The sequence below is a fragment of the Actinoplanes sp. NPDC024001 genome (assembly GCF_040638955.1).
In the GTDB taxonomy this organism is placed as follows: domain Bacteria; phylum Actinomycetota; class Actinomycetes; order Mycobacteriales; family Micromonosporaceae; genus Actinoplanes.
The window spans coordinates 1-14,534 of sequence record NZ_JBEZZB010000076.1; the positions used below are offsets into that span (position 1 = coordinate 1).

Annotated in this window: 14 protein-coding genes; 5 read left to right on the forward strand and 9 right to left on the reverse strand. The window is 71.7% G+C overall.

Features of this window, described 5'->3' with window-relative positions:
- A partial coding sequence (locus AB0F81_RS27405) for an alpha/beta fold hydrolase (protein WP_360201721.1) occupies positions 1-964 on the reverse strand: 964 nt, incomplete at its 3' end.
- A 199-nt stretch (positions 965-1,163) separates the two neighbouring features.
- The gene (locus AB0F81_RS27410) at positions 1,164-2,387 is read right to left on the reverse strand and encodes a cysteine desulfurase-like protein (protein WP_360201723.1); all 1,224 of its coding nucleotides are present in this window, start codon (positions 2,385-2,387) and stop codon (positions 1,164-1,166) included.
- 37 nt (positions 2,388-2,424) lie between these two features.
- On the opposite strand from AB0F81_RS27410, the gene AB0F81_RS27415 reads away from it, so the two are divergent.
- Positions 2,425-2,859, forward strand: coding sequence for an OsmC family protein (locus AB0F81_RS27415; RefSeq protein WP_360201725.1), 435 nt, complete (start codon positions 2,425-2,427; stop codon positions 2,857-2,859).
- 71 nt (positions 2,860-2,930) lie between these two features.
- Positions 2,931-4,145, forward strand: a complete 1,215-nt coding sequence (locus AB0F81_RS27420; protein ID WP_360201727.1) for a WD40 repeat domain-containing protein — start codon at positions 2,931-2,933, stop codon at positions 4,143-4,145.
- Positions 4,146-4,324: 179 nt separating this feature from the next.
- Here the strand turns inward: AB0F81_RS27420 and AB0F81_RS27425 are convergent, their stop codons facing one another.
- Complete coding sequence (locus tag AB0F81_RS27425; protein WP_360201728.1) at positions 4,325-4,762, reverse strand: hypothetical protein; 438 nt, start codon at positions 4,760-4,762, stop codon at positions 4,325-4,327.
- A gap of 71 nt (positions 4,763-4,833) precedes the next feature.
- Between AB0F81_RS27425 and coaD the strand changes: the two genes are divergently transcribed.
- Positions 4,834-5,271 (forward strand): pantetheine-phosphate adenylyltransferase, encoded by a 438-nt coding sequence (gene coaD / locus AB0F81_RS27430; protein ID WP_360201729.1) that lies wholly within the window; start codon positions 4,834-4,836, stop codon positions 5,269-5,271.
- On the opposite strand, the gene AB0F81_RS27435 is transcribed toward coaD, so the two are convergent.
- Positions 5,268-6,056: a GNAT family N-acetyltransferase gene (locus AB0F81_RS27435; RefSeq protein ID WP_360201731.1), complete on the reverse strand. Its 789-nt coding sequence runs from the start codon at positions 6,054-6,056 to the stop codon at positions 5,268-5,270. The genes coaD and AB0F81_RS27435 overlap by 4 nt on opposite strands.
- Before the next feature lie 16 nt (positions 6,057-6,072).
- Entirely contained in the window at positions 6,073-6,402 is a 330-nt protein-coding gene (locus AB0F81_RS27440; protein ID WP_360201733.1) for a hypothetical protein, read from the reverse strand.
- 151 nt (positions 6,403-6,553) lie between these two features.
- Here AB0F81_RS27440 and AB0F81_RS27445 point away from each other — a divergent pair, with 151 nt between their 5' ends.
- Positions 6,554-8,128, forward strand: coding sequence for an RICIN domain-containing protein (locus AB0F81_RS27445; protein WP_360201734.1), 1,575 nt, complete (start codon positions 6,554-6,556; stop codon positions 8,126-8,128).
- Here AB0F81_RS27445 and AB0F81_RS27450 read toward each other — a convergent pair.
- The 3 genes from AB0F81_RS27450 to AB0F81_RS27460 form a co-directional block, all read right to left on the reverse strand.
- Positions 8,116-8,817: a DUF998 domain-containing protein gene (locus tag AB0F81_RS27450; protein ID WP_360201736.1), complete on the reverse strand. Its 702-nt coding sequence runs from the start codon at positions 8,815-8,817 to the stop codon at positions 8,116-8,118. The two genes, AB0F81_RS27445 and AB0F81_RS27450, sit on opposite strands and share 13 nt — an antisense overlap.
- A 66-nt stretch (positions 8,818-8,883) precedes the next feature.
- Entirely contained in the window at positions 8,884-9,357 is a 474-nt protein-coding gene (locus AB0F81_RS27455) for a GNAT family N-acetyltransferase (protein ID WP_360201737.1), read from the reverse strand.
- Between the two features lie 28 nt (positions 9,358-9,385).
- The gene (locus AB0F81_RS27460; RefSeq protein ID WP_360201739.1) at positions 9,386-12,007 is read right to left on the reverse strand and encodes a LuxR C-terminal-related transcriptional regulator; all 2,622 of its coding nucleotides are present in this window, start codon (positions 12,005-12,007) and stop codon (positions 9,386-9,388) included.
- Between the two features lie 344 nt (positions 12,008-12,351).
- On the opposite strand from AB0F81_RS27460, the gene AB0F81_RS27465 reads away from it, so the two are divergent.
- Positions 12,352-13,500: an MFS transporter gene (locus tag AB0F81_RS27465; RefSeq protein ID WP_360201741.1), complete on the forward strand. Its 1,149-nt coding sequence runs from the start codon at positions 12,352-12,354 to the stop codon at positions 13,498-13,500.
- Here AB0F81_RS27465 and AB0F81_RS27470 read toward each other — a convergent pair.
- Positions 13,484-14,419 carry an NADP-dependent oxidoreductase gene (locus AB0F81_RS27470; protein ID WP_360201742.1) on the reverse strand — a complete coding sequence of 312 codons (936 nt, stop codon included), beginning with the start codon at positions 14,417-14,419 and terminating at the stop codon, positions 13,484-13,486. The two genes, AB0F81_RS27465 and AB0F81_RS27470, sit on opposite strands and share 17 nt — an antisense overlap.
- Positions 14,420-14,534: the final 115 nt, after the last annotated feature.

Consider the following 14,534-nt stretch of genomic DNA (forward strand, 5'->3'; position numbering starts at 1 on the left):
CGGCGATCGCCAGCGGCAGGGCGGTCGTGGGCAGGAACCGGGCCGCCACCGCCCCGGCCACCGCGGCCACCGCCGTCACCGCGACGACCCGGGCCGTCCCCGCCCGCGGTAGCCGCTCCGGCCGGGCGAACCGCGGCCAGGGGTCGTTGCCCGGGCCGGCGAGCACGGCCGCGAGCGGATGGAAACCGAGCAGGAACGCCAGCACCAGCAGAGCCGCGCCGATCAGGCGCCGGCCGGGGAACGGGATCGCGCCGTCGTCGCGCGGCCCGCCGAACGCGCTGTCGAGCCACGCCACCGTCTCGCGGTGGGTCTCGGGGGAGTACAGGACGGAGATGTGCTCCACCCCGGGGACGACGCGCACGGCACGGTCGGCGCGGTCGGCGGCGGCGCTGGTGGCGGCCGCGTGGAAATCGGGGAACTCCAGAGCGCCCACCACGGTGAGCAACCGGGCGGGACCATCGCCGGAGGCGACACCCGCGTCCGGCAGCGAGATCGCCACGGTGGCGGTCACGTCGGGGCGGGCGGCGGCGTAGCGGGTGACGGCGCCGGCGCCCATCGAGTGCCCGACCAGCGCGATGCGGGAGGCGTCGACGTCCGGCAGCGAGCGCAGGTGCGCCACCGCCACGTCCAGGTCACGCTGCAGCGCCGCGGTGGAGCCCGGCGTGCCCGCGGCCTCGTCCGGCAACGGTCGCGGGTTGGCGCCGTGGCCGGTGAAGTCCAGCAGGACGACCACATAACCGCGGGCCGCCAGGGAGTCGCCGAACGAGGCCATCAGCTTCGCGGACCCGGAGAAGCCGTGCGCGACGACCACACCCGGGTGCGGCCCGTCCGCCGGCGGATGCACCTCCTCGAGTGGCACCCCGGCCGAGGTGACGTGCTCACGGCGCAGGTCGGGACCGGCCGCCAGGAGCAGCCAGCCACCACTGAGCACGAGGACGAGCAGGAGGAACAGCGTACGTCTCACGAACTCTCCCGTGGCTGATCCGGCGGCAGCCGGATCTTAACGAGCTAGCGATAGAAGCGGCGGCCGCGATCGTCTGCGGGCCGGTGATGTCGAGCCGCAGCACCGTGGCGCCGGTGACGAGAGCTGTTGCTCCGGAGGCCTGCATGCCGGAAACGGTAAAACCTGACGCTGACGTCAGAGGCAAGTGCTGTGGTGGCAGTCACGCCGGTCCGGGCGGCGTCGTGCTGAGGAAGGAGGTGAGACCGTCGAGGAACCGGTCCACCTCGTCGGCGGTGTTGTAGGGCGCCAGGCCGACCCGCAGGGCGGGGTCGGTCAACCGCAGGGCGGTGAACGGCTCGTAGGCGTAGAAGGACCCGGCGGGCGCCAGGACGTCGCGCGCGGCCAGGTGCAGCTGGGCCTGGCGGGCATCGCGGCCCTCCAGGCTCATCAGCAGCGTCGGGGTGCGGTCGGCCGCCTGGGAGTGCAGGGTGACGGTGTCACCGAGCGCCCGCAGACCGTCCTCCAGCCTCGCGCGCAGCGTCTTCTCGTGCTCATGCAGGGAACTCAGCGAGTGCGCCAGCCGCTCGCGGCGGCCGGGCTGCGGACCCGGATCCATCGCGGCGAGGAAGTCGACGGCGGCGGTGGCGCCCGCCAGCATCTCGTAGGGCAGGGTGCCGAACTCGAAGCGCTCCGGCACGGCGTTGGAGGAGGGGAGCAGCTTGTCCGGCTGGAGGGTCTCCAGCAGCTCCGGCGCGGCCGCGAGCACCCCGCAGTGCGGTCCGAGGAACTTGTAGGGCGAGCAGACGAACAGGTCCGCGCCCATCGCGGGCACGTCCACCAGCTCGTGCGCGGCGTAGTGCACGCCGTCCACGTACACCAGGGCGCCGCACTCGTGCGCCAGGTCGGCGATCCGGCGCACCGGCGGCTTGGTGCCCAGCACGTTCGACGCGGCGGTGACCGCCACCAGGCGGGTGCGAGCGGAGAGCACCCCCGCGTACGAATCAAGGTCCAGCTCGGTGGTCTTGCTGTCGATTTCGATCCACCGCACGGTGACGCCGGCCCGCTCGGCCGCCTGGATCCACGGGCGCACGTTGCAGTCGTGATCCAGGCGGCTGAGCACGATCTCGTCGCCGGGCCGCCAGCTCTTGGCCAGGTGGCGGGAGAAGTCGTAGGTCAGCTGGGTCGCGCTGCGGCCGTGGACGACGCCGGCGGCGGGCACGTTGAGCAGGTCGGCGTAGGCGGCCCGGAACCCGGTGACGGCGCGTTCCGCGTTGAGCTCGGAGGCGCTGACCGAACCCCGGTTGGAGAGCGGGCCGGTCAGCGTCGCGGCGATGGCTTCGGCAACCGGGCGCGGGGTCTGCGTCCCACCGGGGCCGTCGAAGAAGGCGAGGCCGTGATCGAGGGAGGGGAAGTGCGCCCGCAGGGCGGTCAGGTCGATGGCCATGAGCGCCAGACTAGGCCAGGCCGATAGGTTGATCATCATGAGCGATGACAACCTCCGTTCGGTGGCGATGGACCGCACCGGCACCGGTCAGTACGTCCTGCGCAACGCGCGCGGCGGGCAGATCACGCTGGGCTCGGGCGAGGACGACAGCTTCACCCCGGTGGAGCTGCTGCTGGCCGCGATCGGCGGCTGCACCGCCGTCGACGTCGACCTGGTCACCAGCCGGCGCGCCGAACCCACCGGGTTCACCGTCCGGGTCAGCGGCGAGAAGATCCGCGACGAGACCGGTGGCAACCGGATGCGCAACATCGTGGCCGAGTTCGCCGTCACCTTCCCGGAGGGCGCGGACGGCGACCGGGCGCGCGAGGCGCTGCCCCGGATCCTCCAGATGTCGCACGACCGGCTGTGCACCGTCTCCCGCACCGTCGAACTGGGCACCGCGGTGACCGTCGTGCAGGCGGAGGACCGGTAGAGGGCAACTCGGCAGGATGAACGGCCGCCGACCGGCCGAATACTGGAGATCAGGGTCGCTACGGTGCCCGTGTGACTACCGAGAGAGATCGTAAAGGCGCGTACAGTGACTCTCCGTTCGGCGTCCTGCGGCGCCGGGCCGGCCGCACCGTCGCCGTGGCCATGATCGGACTGCTGGCACCGACCGGCGTCACCACCGCCGCCCATGCCGACCCGCAACCCGCGCTCGGCGCGTTCGGCCAGGCCACGGCCGGTGCCGGCACCCGCAGCGTCCTGCCCGGCATGTCCGGGATCATCATGCTGCGCCCCGACGGGAAGGTGTTCGCCACCGCCAGCCACGGGACGGTCAAGCAGTGGAACACGGCGACCGGCCGCCGCATCGGAGCAACGCTCGACGCCGACGCCGGCACCATCAACTCCATCGGGTACAGCCCCGACGGCAAGCTGCTCGCCATCGCCGGCGACCGTGAAGTGGCGCTCTGGGACCCCGAGACCGGGCAGCGGTCCGGGCCGGCGTTCACCGGCCATGTCGGGCCGGTGCGCTCGGTGACCTTCAGCCCCGACGGGGACCTGGTCGCCACCGCCGGCGACGACGGCACGGTCCGGCTGTGGAATCCCGCCACCGGGAAGCTGGTGCGCACCCTGACCGGTCACCCCGGCGCCGTCCGGTCGGTCGTGTTCAGCCCGGACGGTGACCTGCTCGCCACCGCCGGCGCCGGCGACGACAACACCGTACGGGTGTGGCGGACCAGCACCGGCCGGCCGGTCGGTGAGGCGCTGACCGTGAGCCCCGGCCCGGTGCACGCGATGAGTTTCAGCCCCAACGGCAAGCTGCTGGCCGCTTCCGGCGGCGGCAATCTGGTACGGCTGTGGAACGCGGCCACCGGCGAACCCGCGGGTTCCCCGCTGACCAGCAGCACCGCGCCGGTGTTCGCCCTGACCTTCAGCTCCGACGGCAAGCTGCTGGCGACCTCGTCGGGTGGCGACAACACCGTCCAGCTGTGGGACACGGCGTCCCGCGAGCCGGCCACCGCGTCGCTGACGGGTCACACCGGGCCGGTGCGGGCCATGCGGTTCAGCCCGCACGGAAACCTGCTGGCCACCGGCAGCGACGACGGAACCGTCCGGCTGTGGGACACGACAACCGGAACCCTCGAAGGCGCGCCGCTGACCGGGCACGACGGCGCGGTGTGGGCGCTGCGGATCAGCCCGAACGGCAAACGCCTGATCACCGCCGGCGCCGACAACCAGGTTCGCCTGTGGCGTCTCTCCGGCCTGGACGACTGAGCTACACGGATTCAGCCGCCGGGCGCCTCACACACGAGGCGCCCGGCGCGCGGCCGTGAGATGAAGGCTCAGCTGCGAGGCCGGCCCACAGCTGTTGGGCGCGTTCCAGGAGAGGACCGTCGATCATGGTCTTCGCCGGCCGGTGTTGATGGACGCCGAGAGTGGCAATCCGTTGACGGTCAACCCCTGTCCCAGTCACGTAGTTCGAGGTCGATCTCACGTTGATCGGCGACTCGCTCATGCTCATCGGCGCCTCTCTCCCGCAGATCAGCGAGCCGTTCCCGCTCCTCAGCGACTGCCTCGCGTTCGTCCACGGCCACTTCCCGCTCGTCGGCGGCTTCCTCCCGACGGTCGGCGCTTTGCTCGCGCTCGTCGACGGACTGCTGACGCTCGTTGAGGAACTGTTCTCGTTTCACCGCGAGGGTGGCGCGGTTGCGCGCTGCCGCATCGCGGAGGTCAGCCTCGGTGCACCGCTGCTCCAGTTCAACCTCGCGCTGTTCGGCCAGGGAGTCGCGGCGATCGGCGGCCTGCTCACGGTCGCGCACGAGCTCCTCTCGCTCCTCGATGCCTCGTTCCCGGGCGGCGAGGTCGAAATGGCGATCGTCGTCGCGGTTCACGCGTCTCATTTTAGGACTGCGACGTGGTCGGAGTCTCCACAACAACCCGTGCGCGGCCCTACTCTGGCCCGATGCCTGATGCGCCCGACGGCGGTCCCGGCCCGGCCCGAGCGGTCTATCCCGGAACTTTCGACCCCTTCACCCCGGGCCACGTCGACGTCGTCGACCGGTCGCGCCGCATGTTCGACCACGTCACCGTGCTGGTCGCCGTCAACCACGGCAAACGACCGTCCCGGACAACCGCTGCGCGCGCGACGGAGATCCAGCGCTCGCTGCCGGCCGACTGGGCGAACGTCTCGGTAGCCGCCTGGCACGGCCTGACCGTGGACTACTGCCGTCACCACGGATGCCGTGTGATCATCCGCGGCGTCCGCAACTCGGCCGACTTCCCGCACGAATACGAACTCGCCGCCATCAACGAAACGCTCGGGGTGACGACATTGTGGCTGCCGGCCCGCCCGGAGCTGGCATCGATGTCGTCCACCGCCGTCCGGGCCCTGCGAACCTAGGCCGGCGGCGTCCACTGATAGTGCGTCGAGGTGGTGACCTCGTGGAAGCCACACCGCCGCAGGATCGGCGCGCTGGCCGCCGACGCGTCGACGTGCAGCAGCCGGAAGCCGCGGGCGACCGCCTCCCGCGCCCGGGCAGCGATCATGGCGCGGTAGAGCCCACGTCCCCGCCAGCCCGGCAGCGTCGCGCCGCCGAGCAGCGCGACGAACTCGGTGCCCGGTTCGCGCACCGCGATGGCGGTGCACACGACCCGCTCACCGGCCTGCGCGACCAGGATGGTGATCTGGTCCGGATCAGCCGCCACCCGGGCGCCGAGGTCGTCCGCGACCCAGGAGCAGTCGACCCCCAGCGCCGCACTCGAGAGGTCGGCGACCCGGCGCAGGTCCTCGGCCTCGCTCACCCGCCGCAGCACGACACCGTCGGGCAGCACCGGCTCGGCGGCCACCTGCTCGGCGAAGCCGAGCAGCACCGTTGACGGCTCCTCCGCAACGAAACCCGCACCGACCAGGCGCTCGGGCAGATCCGCAGGCAGGTCGTGGGCCCGAAGCTTCCACTCGACGCCCTCGCCACGGGCCCGGAAGTAGTCCCGCTGGCGGGCGATCAGCCGGTCGAGCTCGGCGCCGGTCATGCCGACGTCGCGCGGTGCCCGGATCCGTCCCACGTGCCCGCCCACGATCCGCAGAACCGGACCGTCACGCTCGTAGGTCATGCCGGCCGGGACAGCACCGGACGGCATGCGCATCTGCGCGTCGTAGGCAGCCAGCAGAGCAGCGGTATCGACCATGGTCACATGGTGCCCGTCAGGCGACCCGTGGCTCGCGCACCACCGGAAGCGCCGCCCGGTTCACGTCACCCGTCTGGTCCGGCGACGGCGCCGACGGCTCGGCGACCGTGTCCTCCGCCACGCTGCCGGTCTGGCCGCCCGGCGTCTCCACGTGCGACAACAGCGCGACGAGCCGGGCGACATCGCCGGCGGCGAGCTGGAAGGTGCCCCGGCACACGGTGTCCGCCCACAGCGACACCACGACCGCGCCCCGGCTCTCGTGGTAGCTGACCCGCATCCTTCGGTCACCGCCGCGCATGTCGGTGAAGAGATCACCCACCGCCGGCATCGGAAAGATCTCACCCATTCCCGCAGCTTCCCCAATCGCCGATCGCAAGTAAAGTGCACCCCGGCAACGCAGTGGTTCCATAATCAGCCATGACGGCCAACCGCTCCGTAGCCTCGCACCCGAGGACGGGGTGGACAAACGGTGGAGAGCCGTTGATAGCTTCTCGTGAATGAAGATTGACGATCATGGACTGCGGTGCCGTGCGCTGCGGCTGCTCCGCGCCGTCGGTGCCGGGCTCCTCGCGGTGGCGGCCCTGTGTGTCGCCCCGGCCGGCGCCGCCCACGCCTCGACCACCATCGCCGCGACGAGCACCAGCGGGTTCAACCTGAGCCTGCAGGCGGACAACAGCGCCACGATCGCCGCGACGCTCAACGCCAGCCGGGTCGCGCTCACGCCCGCCATGGCCGAGCGGCCGGGCAAGGCCGGGCTGTGCTGGCCCACCCCGTTCAACCCGGGCGTCGGCGCCAACGGCTACTGCTGGGACTCCGCCGACGACACCGGCAGCAACGGCTGGAGCCCGCAGGGCTTCTCGGTGCCGCACGACGCGGCCGGTGACGGCCGGTGGAACTCCGTGCGCTGGGAGGTCACCTCCTGGCACAACAGCAACGACACGCAGATTCGGTTGCGGTTCACCAACCGCAACACCAGCCCGCCGACGTACGCCGACGTCGCGCTCGTCGTCTTCTCCGGCTCGGGCGTCGTGCAGCGCGCCGGCCACGCCGACGGTGTGACCTGGTACGGCGACAAGCTCTACATCGTCAGCGGGCGGGTACTCGACATCGTCGACCTCGGCGACCTCACCGCGTACCCGAACGTCTTCGCCGGCTTCGACTACGTGCTGCCGGTGCGCTACACGTACCGGACCACCAGCTCGCCGTGCGTGCCGGCCACCGGCACCACGCCCTGCCTGAACGGGGTGAGCTTCGACCGGTCCCGCGGCGCGCTGCTCACCAACGAGTACTACAACGCCGACGTGGCCGGCGGCCGCCTGATCAGCTGGCCGCTCAACCTGTCCACCGGCCTGCCGGCCGGCACCGCCCAGGCCGCCTGGACCTCCCCGGTGCACAAGATGCAGGGCGTGACGTACGACGGCGCGTCGTTCTTCATCAGCGGCCTGTGCCCGTCCACCTACAACAACAGCTACCGCCAGCCGGCCTGTGTGCACAAGGGCGCGGCCGGCGAGGCGACGAGCGTGCTCACCCAGGTGCCCGACATGACGCAGAACCTGGACTGGGACGCGTCCACCGGCCGGGTCCGCGGCATCAACGAGGTCCACCAGTCGACGGAGTTCCTCCCGCAGCGGCTGGTGTTCGACTTCGCCCCGACCGCGCGGGCCATCACGGTCGGCCGGTTCCGCAACGTCAACAGCAACATGTGTGTGCTGCCGTACGCCGCCAGCCTCAACGACGGCGCGTACATCGTGCAGGCCGCCTGCGACGGCAAGTCCGCGCAGAACTGGTACTGGAACGGCGCGGAGATGCGCAGCTTCGTCAGCGACCGCTGCATGACCGTCGAGGGTGCCAGCAACGCCGCCGGCGTCCACATCATCCAGGCGGCCTGCACCAACAGCGCCTATCAGCGCTGGACCCGGGTCACCGGCAACGGCGGTGCGATGCTCGTCAACGAGGGCAGCGGCAAGTGCCTGGTGCCGTACGCCGGAAGCAAGTCCTCCGGCGCCAACATCATGCAGGGCAACTGCGACGCCACCAGCCGCGCGTACGCCTGGATCGGCTACACCCCCTGAGCCTGCTCCGGCAGACCCCGGTCGTCCGGGGTCTGCCGGGATCGGTCCCTGCGTGCTGTCAGGTACAGGAAACAGCCGGCGTAGCAGGCCCACACGGGCAGCGGGAACACGGCGACCCGTTCCATGCCGCCGACACCCAGGCCCAGCCCCTGCTGGGCGATGAACAGGACGCTGCCCGCGAGCCCCAGCGCGCCGAGCGTCAGCGTGACCGGCCGCATCCGGCCCGGCAGCGTGCCCTTGCGGGCGGTTCCCGCGGCCAGCAGGCCCGCGTTCGCGCCCAGGAAGACCAACAGCGCGCCGAGCACGTGCAGGTTCTCGTTGCTGTCGGCCGGGAACGCCCCGGCCAGGCCCAGGCCGGCCGATCCGCCCAGCAGCAGCCATCGGGCCCACCGGACCCCTCGTCCCGGTCCCCACATCCGCCAGGTCAGCACCAGCCCGGCGATCAGCAGGACCGACGTCAGTACGAAGGCCACGTTCATGGCGTCGTGCCAGGGCGAGCACACGTACCGTGGCCGGGTCGTGTCCCAGACGCCGCAGGTGACGTTGCCCAGATCGCTGATGTTGTTGGTCGCCCAGCTGAAAGCCGGGTCGTCCCAGGCGAGTCCGACGATGACGTTCGCGGCGAGGAACAGCGGGGCGGCGGCGGCCCAGCAGAGGGCGCCGATCGTGGCCGCAACAGAAGATCGCATAGGCCTCAGTAGATCAACGGTGAGGCCCGCGAAGCACTGCGGCAGAACCCCGTAAACGCGGTAAGGCTAACCCCACCTCACCATCGTGTCGGACCCTCCGTTGCGCCCGGCCACCGTGAAGCCCGCGCTCTCATAGAGGCGGCGGGCGGCGTTGCCGTCCTCGACACTGAGGCTCAGGCCCCGGATGCCGCGTTGCTCAGCGGCGCCGATGACGGCGGCCATCAGACGCGATCCCACGCCACGCCCCCGCGCTTGCGGGACGACGCCCAGCGTCAGCTCGGGAATGTCCGGCGCCACGAACCCGTATCCGGCCCGGTCGGCCGGCAGCGCCCGGCCCCACACCGCACCCACCGGCGCGTCGTCGATCAGGGCCACCAGGCCCAGGTCACCGTCGCCGGGAAACCCGTCGAGGTAGCGGCGCGCCATCTCGTCGCCGCGCAGCCAGTCGAGGGTGAACCGCTGCTCCGACCAGTTGTAGGCCTCCAGCAGGATCCGCTCCAGGAAGGGCAGGTCCCGGGCGTCCGCGTCGCGTATCTGCACCGGCCCAACCTATCCAGCGCCGACCAGGTCAGAGGATTCCGGCCTCGCGTGCGCGTGCCACGGCGTCGCTGCGCCGTTCGGCGCCCAGCTTCCGGTAGATGGATCTCAAGTGAGCCCGGACGGTGTTCACGGACACCCCGAGTTCGGCGGCGATCTGAGCCGCGGTCAACATGGTGGGCAGGTAACGCACGACCTCGGCTTCGCGCTCGCTGAGGTTCTCCGCGGCCAGCGCGGCTTCGGTCGGTCGGCCGGCCGGCCGCAGGCCGTCGATGATGTCGGCGCTGCTCGGGCCGAGCAGCCGCATCCGGTCGAAGAGGGCGGTCAATCGATTGCTGGACAGGGTGACGAAGGGCCGGCGGATTCCCTCGTCGACAGCCAGGCGAACGGCGCCGGCGAGGAGATCCACGGCTCGAGTCGCGTGACCGCGCGAGTCGGCCACCAGGGCGCCGACGATGCCGGCCTCGACGGTGGCGACGGTCTCCCCGGAAGTGGCCGGTTCGGCAGTGAGCAGTTGCTCGGCCCGGCGCGGATTGCCCTGGGCCAAGGCGGCCCGGGCGAGGCGGACGCGGTGCGCCAGACCGGGGAGTTCGTCGTCGGAAGTGCCCCGGTAGTGCTGCTCGGCCCGGTCGGGCTGCCCGCCGGCGAGGTCGACGTCAGCGTCGAGCAGCGTCAACCACTGGTCGAGGGCGGGAACGTACGTCCGTGTGTTGCGGTCGCGGCGCGCCTGGGCGAGGAAGGAACGTGCTCGGCCCAGCTGGCCGTTGGCGAGCGCCAGCCGCGCCTGGACGCCGAACATGACGAGCCGCTGAGCGGCCTCCGGCTCGCTCTCGTGAGCGCGGACACCGTGCTGCAGGACCTCCTGCGCGGCGACCGGGTCGACTCGCTCCAGGTGCACGAGGGCTTGCGCGAAATGCGCCGCGACGGCCTGCACGGTGTAGCGCCACGCGCGACGTTCGGCGAGGTCCCGGGCACTATAGGCGAGCCGGGCGGCCTCGCTGACCGAGCCGTGCAGCATCTCGAGCAGAGCCAGGTGGCCGGTGGCGTTGATCTGCGCCAGCTCGACGCCGATCGCCTCGGCGGCGGCGGCGGACGCGCGTAGGTCACGGGCGCCGCGGACCACGTCGCCGGTCCACATCAGGGCGAGACCCTTGCTGTTCAGCGCAATCGCACGGTACTGGGCCGCCGCGGCGCCGTCGAGGTACGGGGATCGGGCCAGCAGCGCGAGCTGTTCGGTCTCCACGTCGACGACAGCCGGCATGTCACCGAGTGCCCGGTCCCCGGCCACCTGCAGTGCCATGAGCAGGACCTCGGCCGGGTCACGGGTGGCGGCCGGCCGCTTGCGCAACAGCTGCCGGATGCGGGCGACGCGCGCCGGGATGGCGTCGTAGTCACCGATGTGGAACAGCAGGAGGGCGTCGCACACCATCAGTTCCGGCGTCGAGGTCAGTTGCTGCCGGGGCACCTGACGAAGAATCCTGACCAATGCCGCCCGCTGGGTGGAGAGGATCAACGGCCCGGCTTGCGCGGTGACCAGATGCCCGACATACGTCCAGTCCTCGCCGCGGACCGCGTGGCTCAGGGCCTCGATCACCGAGTTGTTCCTCGCGTACCAGCGGGCTGCCCGGTGGTGCAGGCCGGGCACCATCGCCGGCATCTCCAGGTGCAGCCGGTGCCGCAGCACGTCGCGGAGCAGGTGATGGTAGCGGAACCAGACGGGCTTGGGTCCCAGCCGCGTGACGAAGTCGTTGTCGAGCTCCAGGTCCTCGAGCATCCGCTGCCCGTCGCTCTCGCCGGTGATGGCGTTGACCAGCCCGGCGCACATCTGCTCGCTGATGCTGGTCTCCAGCAGGAACCGGCGTTGCCGCGGCGATCGCCCGGCCAGGACCTCGTCGGTCAGATAGCCGTCGACGCCACGAATGTCGCCGGTGAAGTCAGCGATCGATCGGCTGCCTGCCTCGCCGGCGAGGAACGTCGCGCCGAGGCGCAGGCCGGCAACCCAGCCGTCGGTCCGATCCAGCAGCATGGTCACGTCGCCGGAATCGAGATCGAGGCCGTGGTCGCTGAGCAGCGTCGTGGCCTCGTCGGTCGTGAAGGCCAGGTCGTCGGCGCGGACCTCGCCGACACGGTCGGCCGCCCGCAACCGGTGCAACGGCAGCTCGGGCTCGGTCCGGGTGATCACGACCAGCCGCAGCGACGGCAGCGGATGCCGAAGCAGGACGCCCACCTCGTCGAGGACCTGCCGGTCGTCGATGACATGGAAATCGTCGAGCACCAGCACGGTCGGGTCGGGGAGCCGGCTGATCCCAGCGATCATCCGCTGGGCGCGTTCCCGCTCGTCGCGGGGCACCGATCTCATCTCGACCAGCGGATTTTCCGCTGTCAGCGCACCGGCGCCGCTCAGCGCCGCCACCACGTACGCCCAGAACGTCTGCGGATCGTTGTCGTAGGTGTCCAGACTGAGCCAGGCCACCGAGGTGGCTCGGCTGTGCGTCCACGCCGAGACCAGGACGGTCTTGCCCCAGCCGGCGCCGGCACGGACGAGGGTCAACGGCTTGCGTGTGGTGCGGTCGAGCAGGTGAAGAAGGCGCGGGCGGTCGATGCCGCCACGCACCAGCAACGGCCGGGCGGTCTTGGCGACGACCAGGGGCATCGGGGAATCGGAATCCACGGGGGATTCGTCGGCGTGGTCATGGCTGTTCGTCACGACGTCCGGCATCGCGGCCACCACCTCACCCCGGTGTTGTGACCTTGACGGTCACATCTGCCGGCCCCCCGACCCGCGCCGTCATCGGCGTGGTCAGCCTGGCGTCAGCGAAGCATGAAAGGTGGCGGCCAGCAACCATCCACTATGTGATCTTCGCCCGCCGTTCTCGGCGATCCGGCCACCGGAATGGTGTTGATCCTGCGGCGGGCGCGGACAACGATGCCGGAGGGGGGAACGCCATGCGATCGGGTCGAACGCTGGACACACCAGCCGGGCAACGAGCTCGGTCGATGCTGGCCGTCGCCACCTTCGGGTACCTGCTGAGCGCGTGGGCGTGGGCGCTGCTGGCGCCGCTGGTGCCGCTGCTCCGCGACACTCTGGGGCTGACCGCTGTCCAACAGGCGATGATCGTGTCGATACCGGTGGTCGTCGGCTCCCTGGCGCGAGTCCCGGTCGGGGCGCTGACCGACCGGCTCGGTGCCCGCGTCACCTTCCTCCTGGTGACAGCGGCTACGGTGGCGGCCCTGCTGGTGCTGACGGTGGTCGTGGATCGCTCCGCCGCGGGCCTGCTGGCCGGCGCCGGCCTCCTCGGCGTCGCGGGCACGATGTTCGCCGTCGCCGTCCCGTTCGTCAGTGTCAGATTCGCCGGCGCACGCCGCGGACTGGCCCTCGGCGTGCTGGGCACGGGTCTGTGCGGAGGCGCGATCGGCGGGCTCACCACGGTCCGCCTGGTCGAGGCGTACGGCATCGCCGCCCCGTTCGTCGTGGCCTCCGTCGCGGTGGGCCTGTTCGGCGTGCTCGTCGTCATGACGGTGCGCGACGGCCCACGCCGCACGGCACCCGGCGAGAAACCGGACGGCCGGCTCGGGACCGCCCTGCGGTTGCCGATCACCCGACGAGGCGCTCTCTGGAACGCGGTCACGTCCGCGCTCTTCGTGACGTTCTCGACATACCTGCCCGTCTACCTGACGAACGCCTATGGTCTGCCGCTCGACCGCACGGGCTACGCGATGGCCGGGTTCATCGTCCTGGCCGTGCTCATGCGACCGGTCGGCGGATGGTTGGCGGATCGCCTCGAGCCCCGGCGGCCGCTGACCGCTGCCCTGGCCGTCCTCGCCGTCGCCGCCGGGGCGCAGGCGTACACGCCGCCGCTGCCGTTGGTGATGACCATTCTGCTGCCGGCGCTCGCCGTGGCGCTCGGCATCGCGAGCGGCGCCATTCTCGCCCAGGTCGCCGCCGTGGCACCACCCGCGATGATCGGCCGGGTGAGCGGGGTGGTCACCGGCGTGGCGGGCCTGGCCGGATTCGCCAGCCCGCTGCTGATGGCCTCCTCGCTCAACCGGAACGGCGGCTACGGTCCGGCTCTCGCCGTCCTCGCGGTGGCCGCTGCCGTCGCCGCGCTCAGCGCTTCGACAGGCGCCGTCAATGATCGACGGTGAGCACCACCTTGCCGCGTACGTGTCCCTGCTCCAGCAGGCGCTGCGCCTGCGCCGCCTCGGCCAGCGGGAACTCGCGGGCCACCTCCACGCGCAACCGGCCCGCGTCCGCCAGCGCGCCGAGCGACTCCAGCTGCGCGCCGTTCGGGCGCACGAAGACGTAGCGGCCGCCCTGCTCCTTGACCTGCGGATCGACAACGGACGCGTGGCGGGCCGCCGCACGCACCATCGCCGGGGACTGACTCAACGCCGTGCCGCCGACGAAGTCCAGTGCCGCGTCGACCCGGCCGTCGCCGCCCACCAGCTTCGCCAGCCGGTCCGGCAGGTCGTCGCCGTACTCGATCGGTTCGCAGCCGAGCCCGCGCAGGAAGTCGTGGTTGGCGCTGGAGGCCGTGCCGATCACGCGTGCCGCGCCCAGCGCCCGCGCCAGCTGCACCGCCAGGTGCCCGACCCCGCCGGCGGCGGCGTGCACCAGGACCACGTCGCCGGGCCCCACGTCGACCGCGGTCAGCGCCTGAAACGCGGTCAAGCCGGCCAGCGGCAGGCCGCCGGCCCGCACGAAATCCAGCGATGCGGGCTTGGCGGCCACCGCCGGCTCGGCCACACCGACCAACTCCGCGTACGTCCCGTGCTGCACCGAATCCTTCCGGGCGTACGCCATGACCTCGTCGCCCACCGCGAACCGGGTCACCGCCGGGCCGACCGCGTCCACCACGCCCGCCACGTCCCATCCCGGGATCAGCGGCGTGTGGTGCGGAAACGCCCCCTGCAGATAGCCCTGCCGGATCTTGTAGTCGACCGGGTTGATCCCGGCCGCCCGGACCCGGATCCGGACGACGTCCGGACCGACCGCCGGGTCCGGCAGGTCACGAAGGCGCAGCACGTCAGCGTCGCCGTATTCGTCCAGTGCGATAGCTTTCATGTCTGGCCCATTGCCCATCCGCAGCCCGGGTAATCTGCCCCGGCCGTCCTGCGGTGGGCGCGCCCGGCGCAGGCAGGGGCGCTCTTGGCCCTCGGCGAAGCCCGGACGTCGGTTG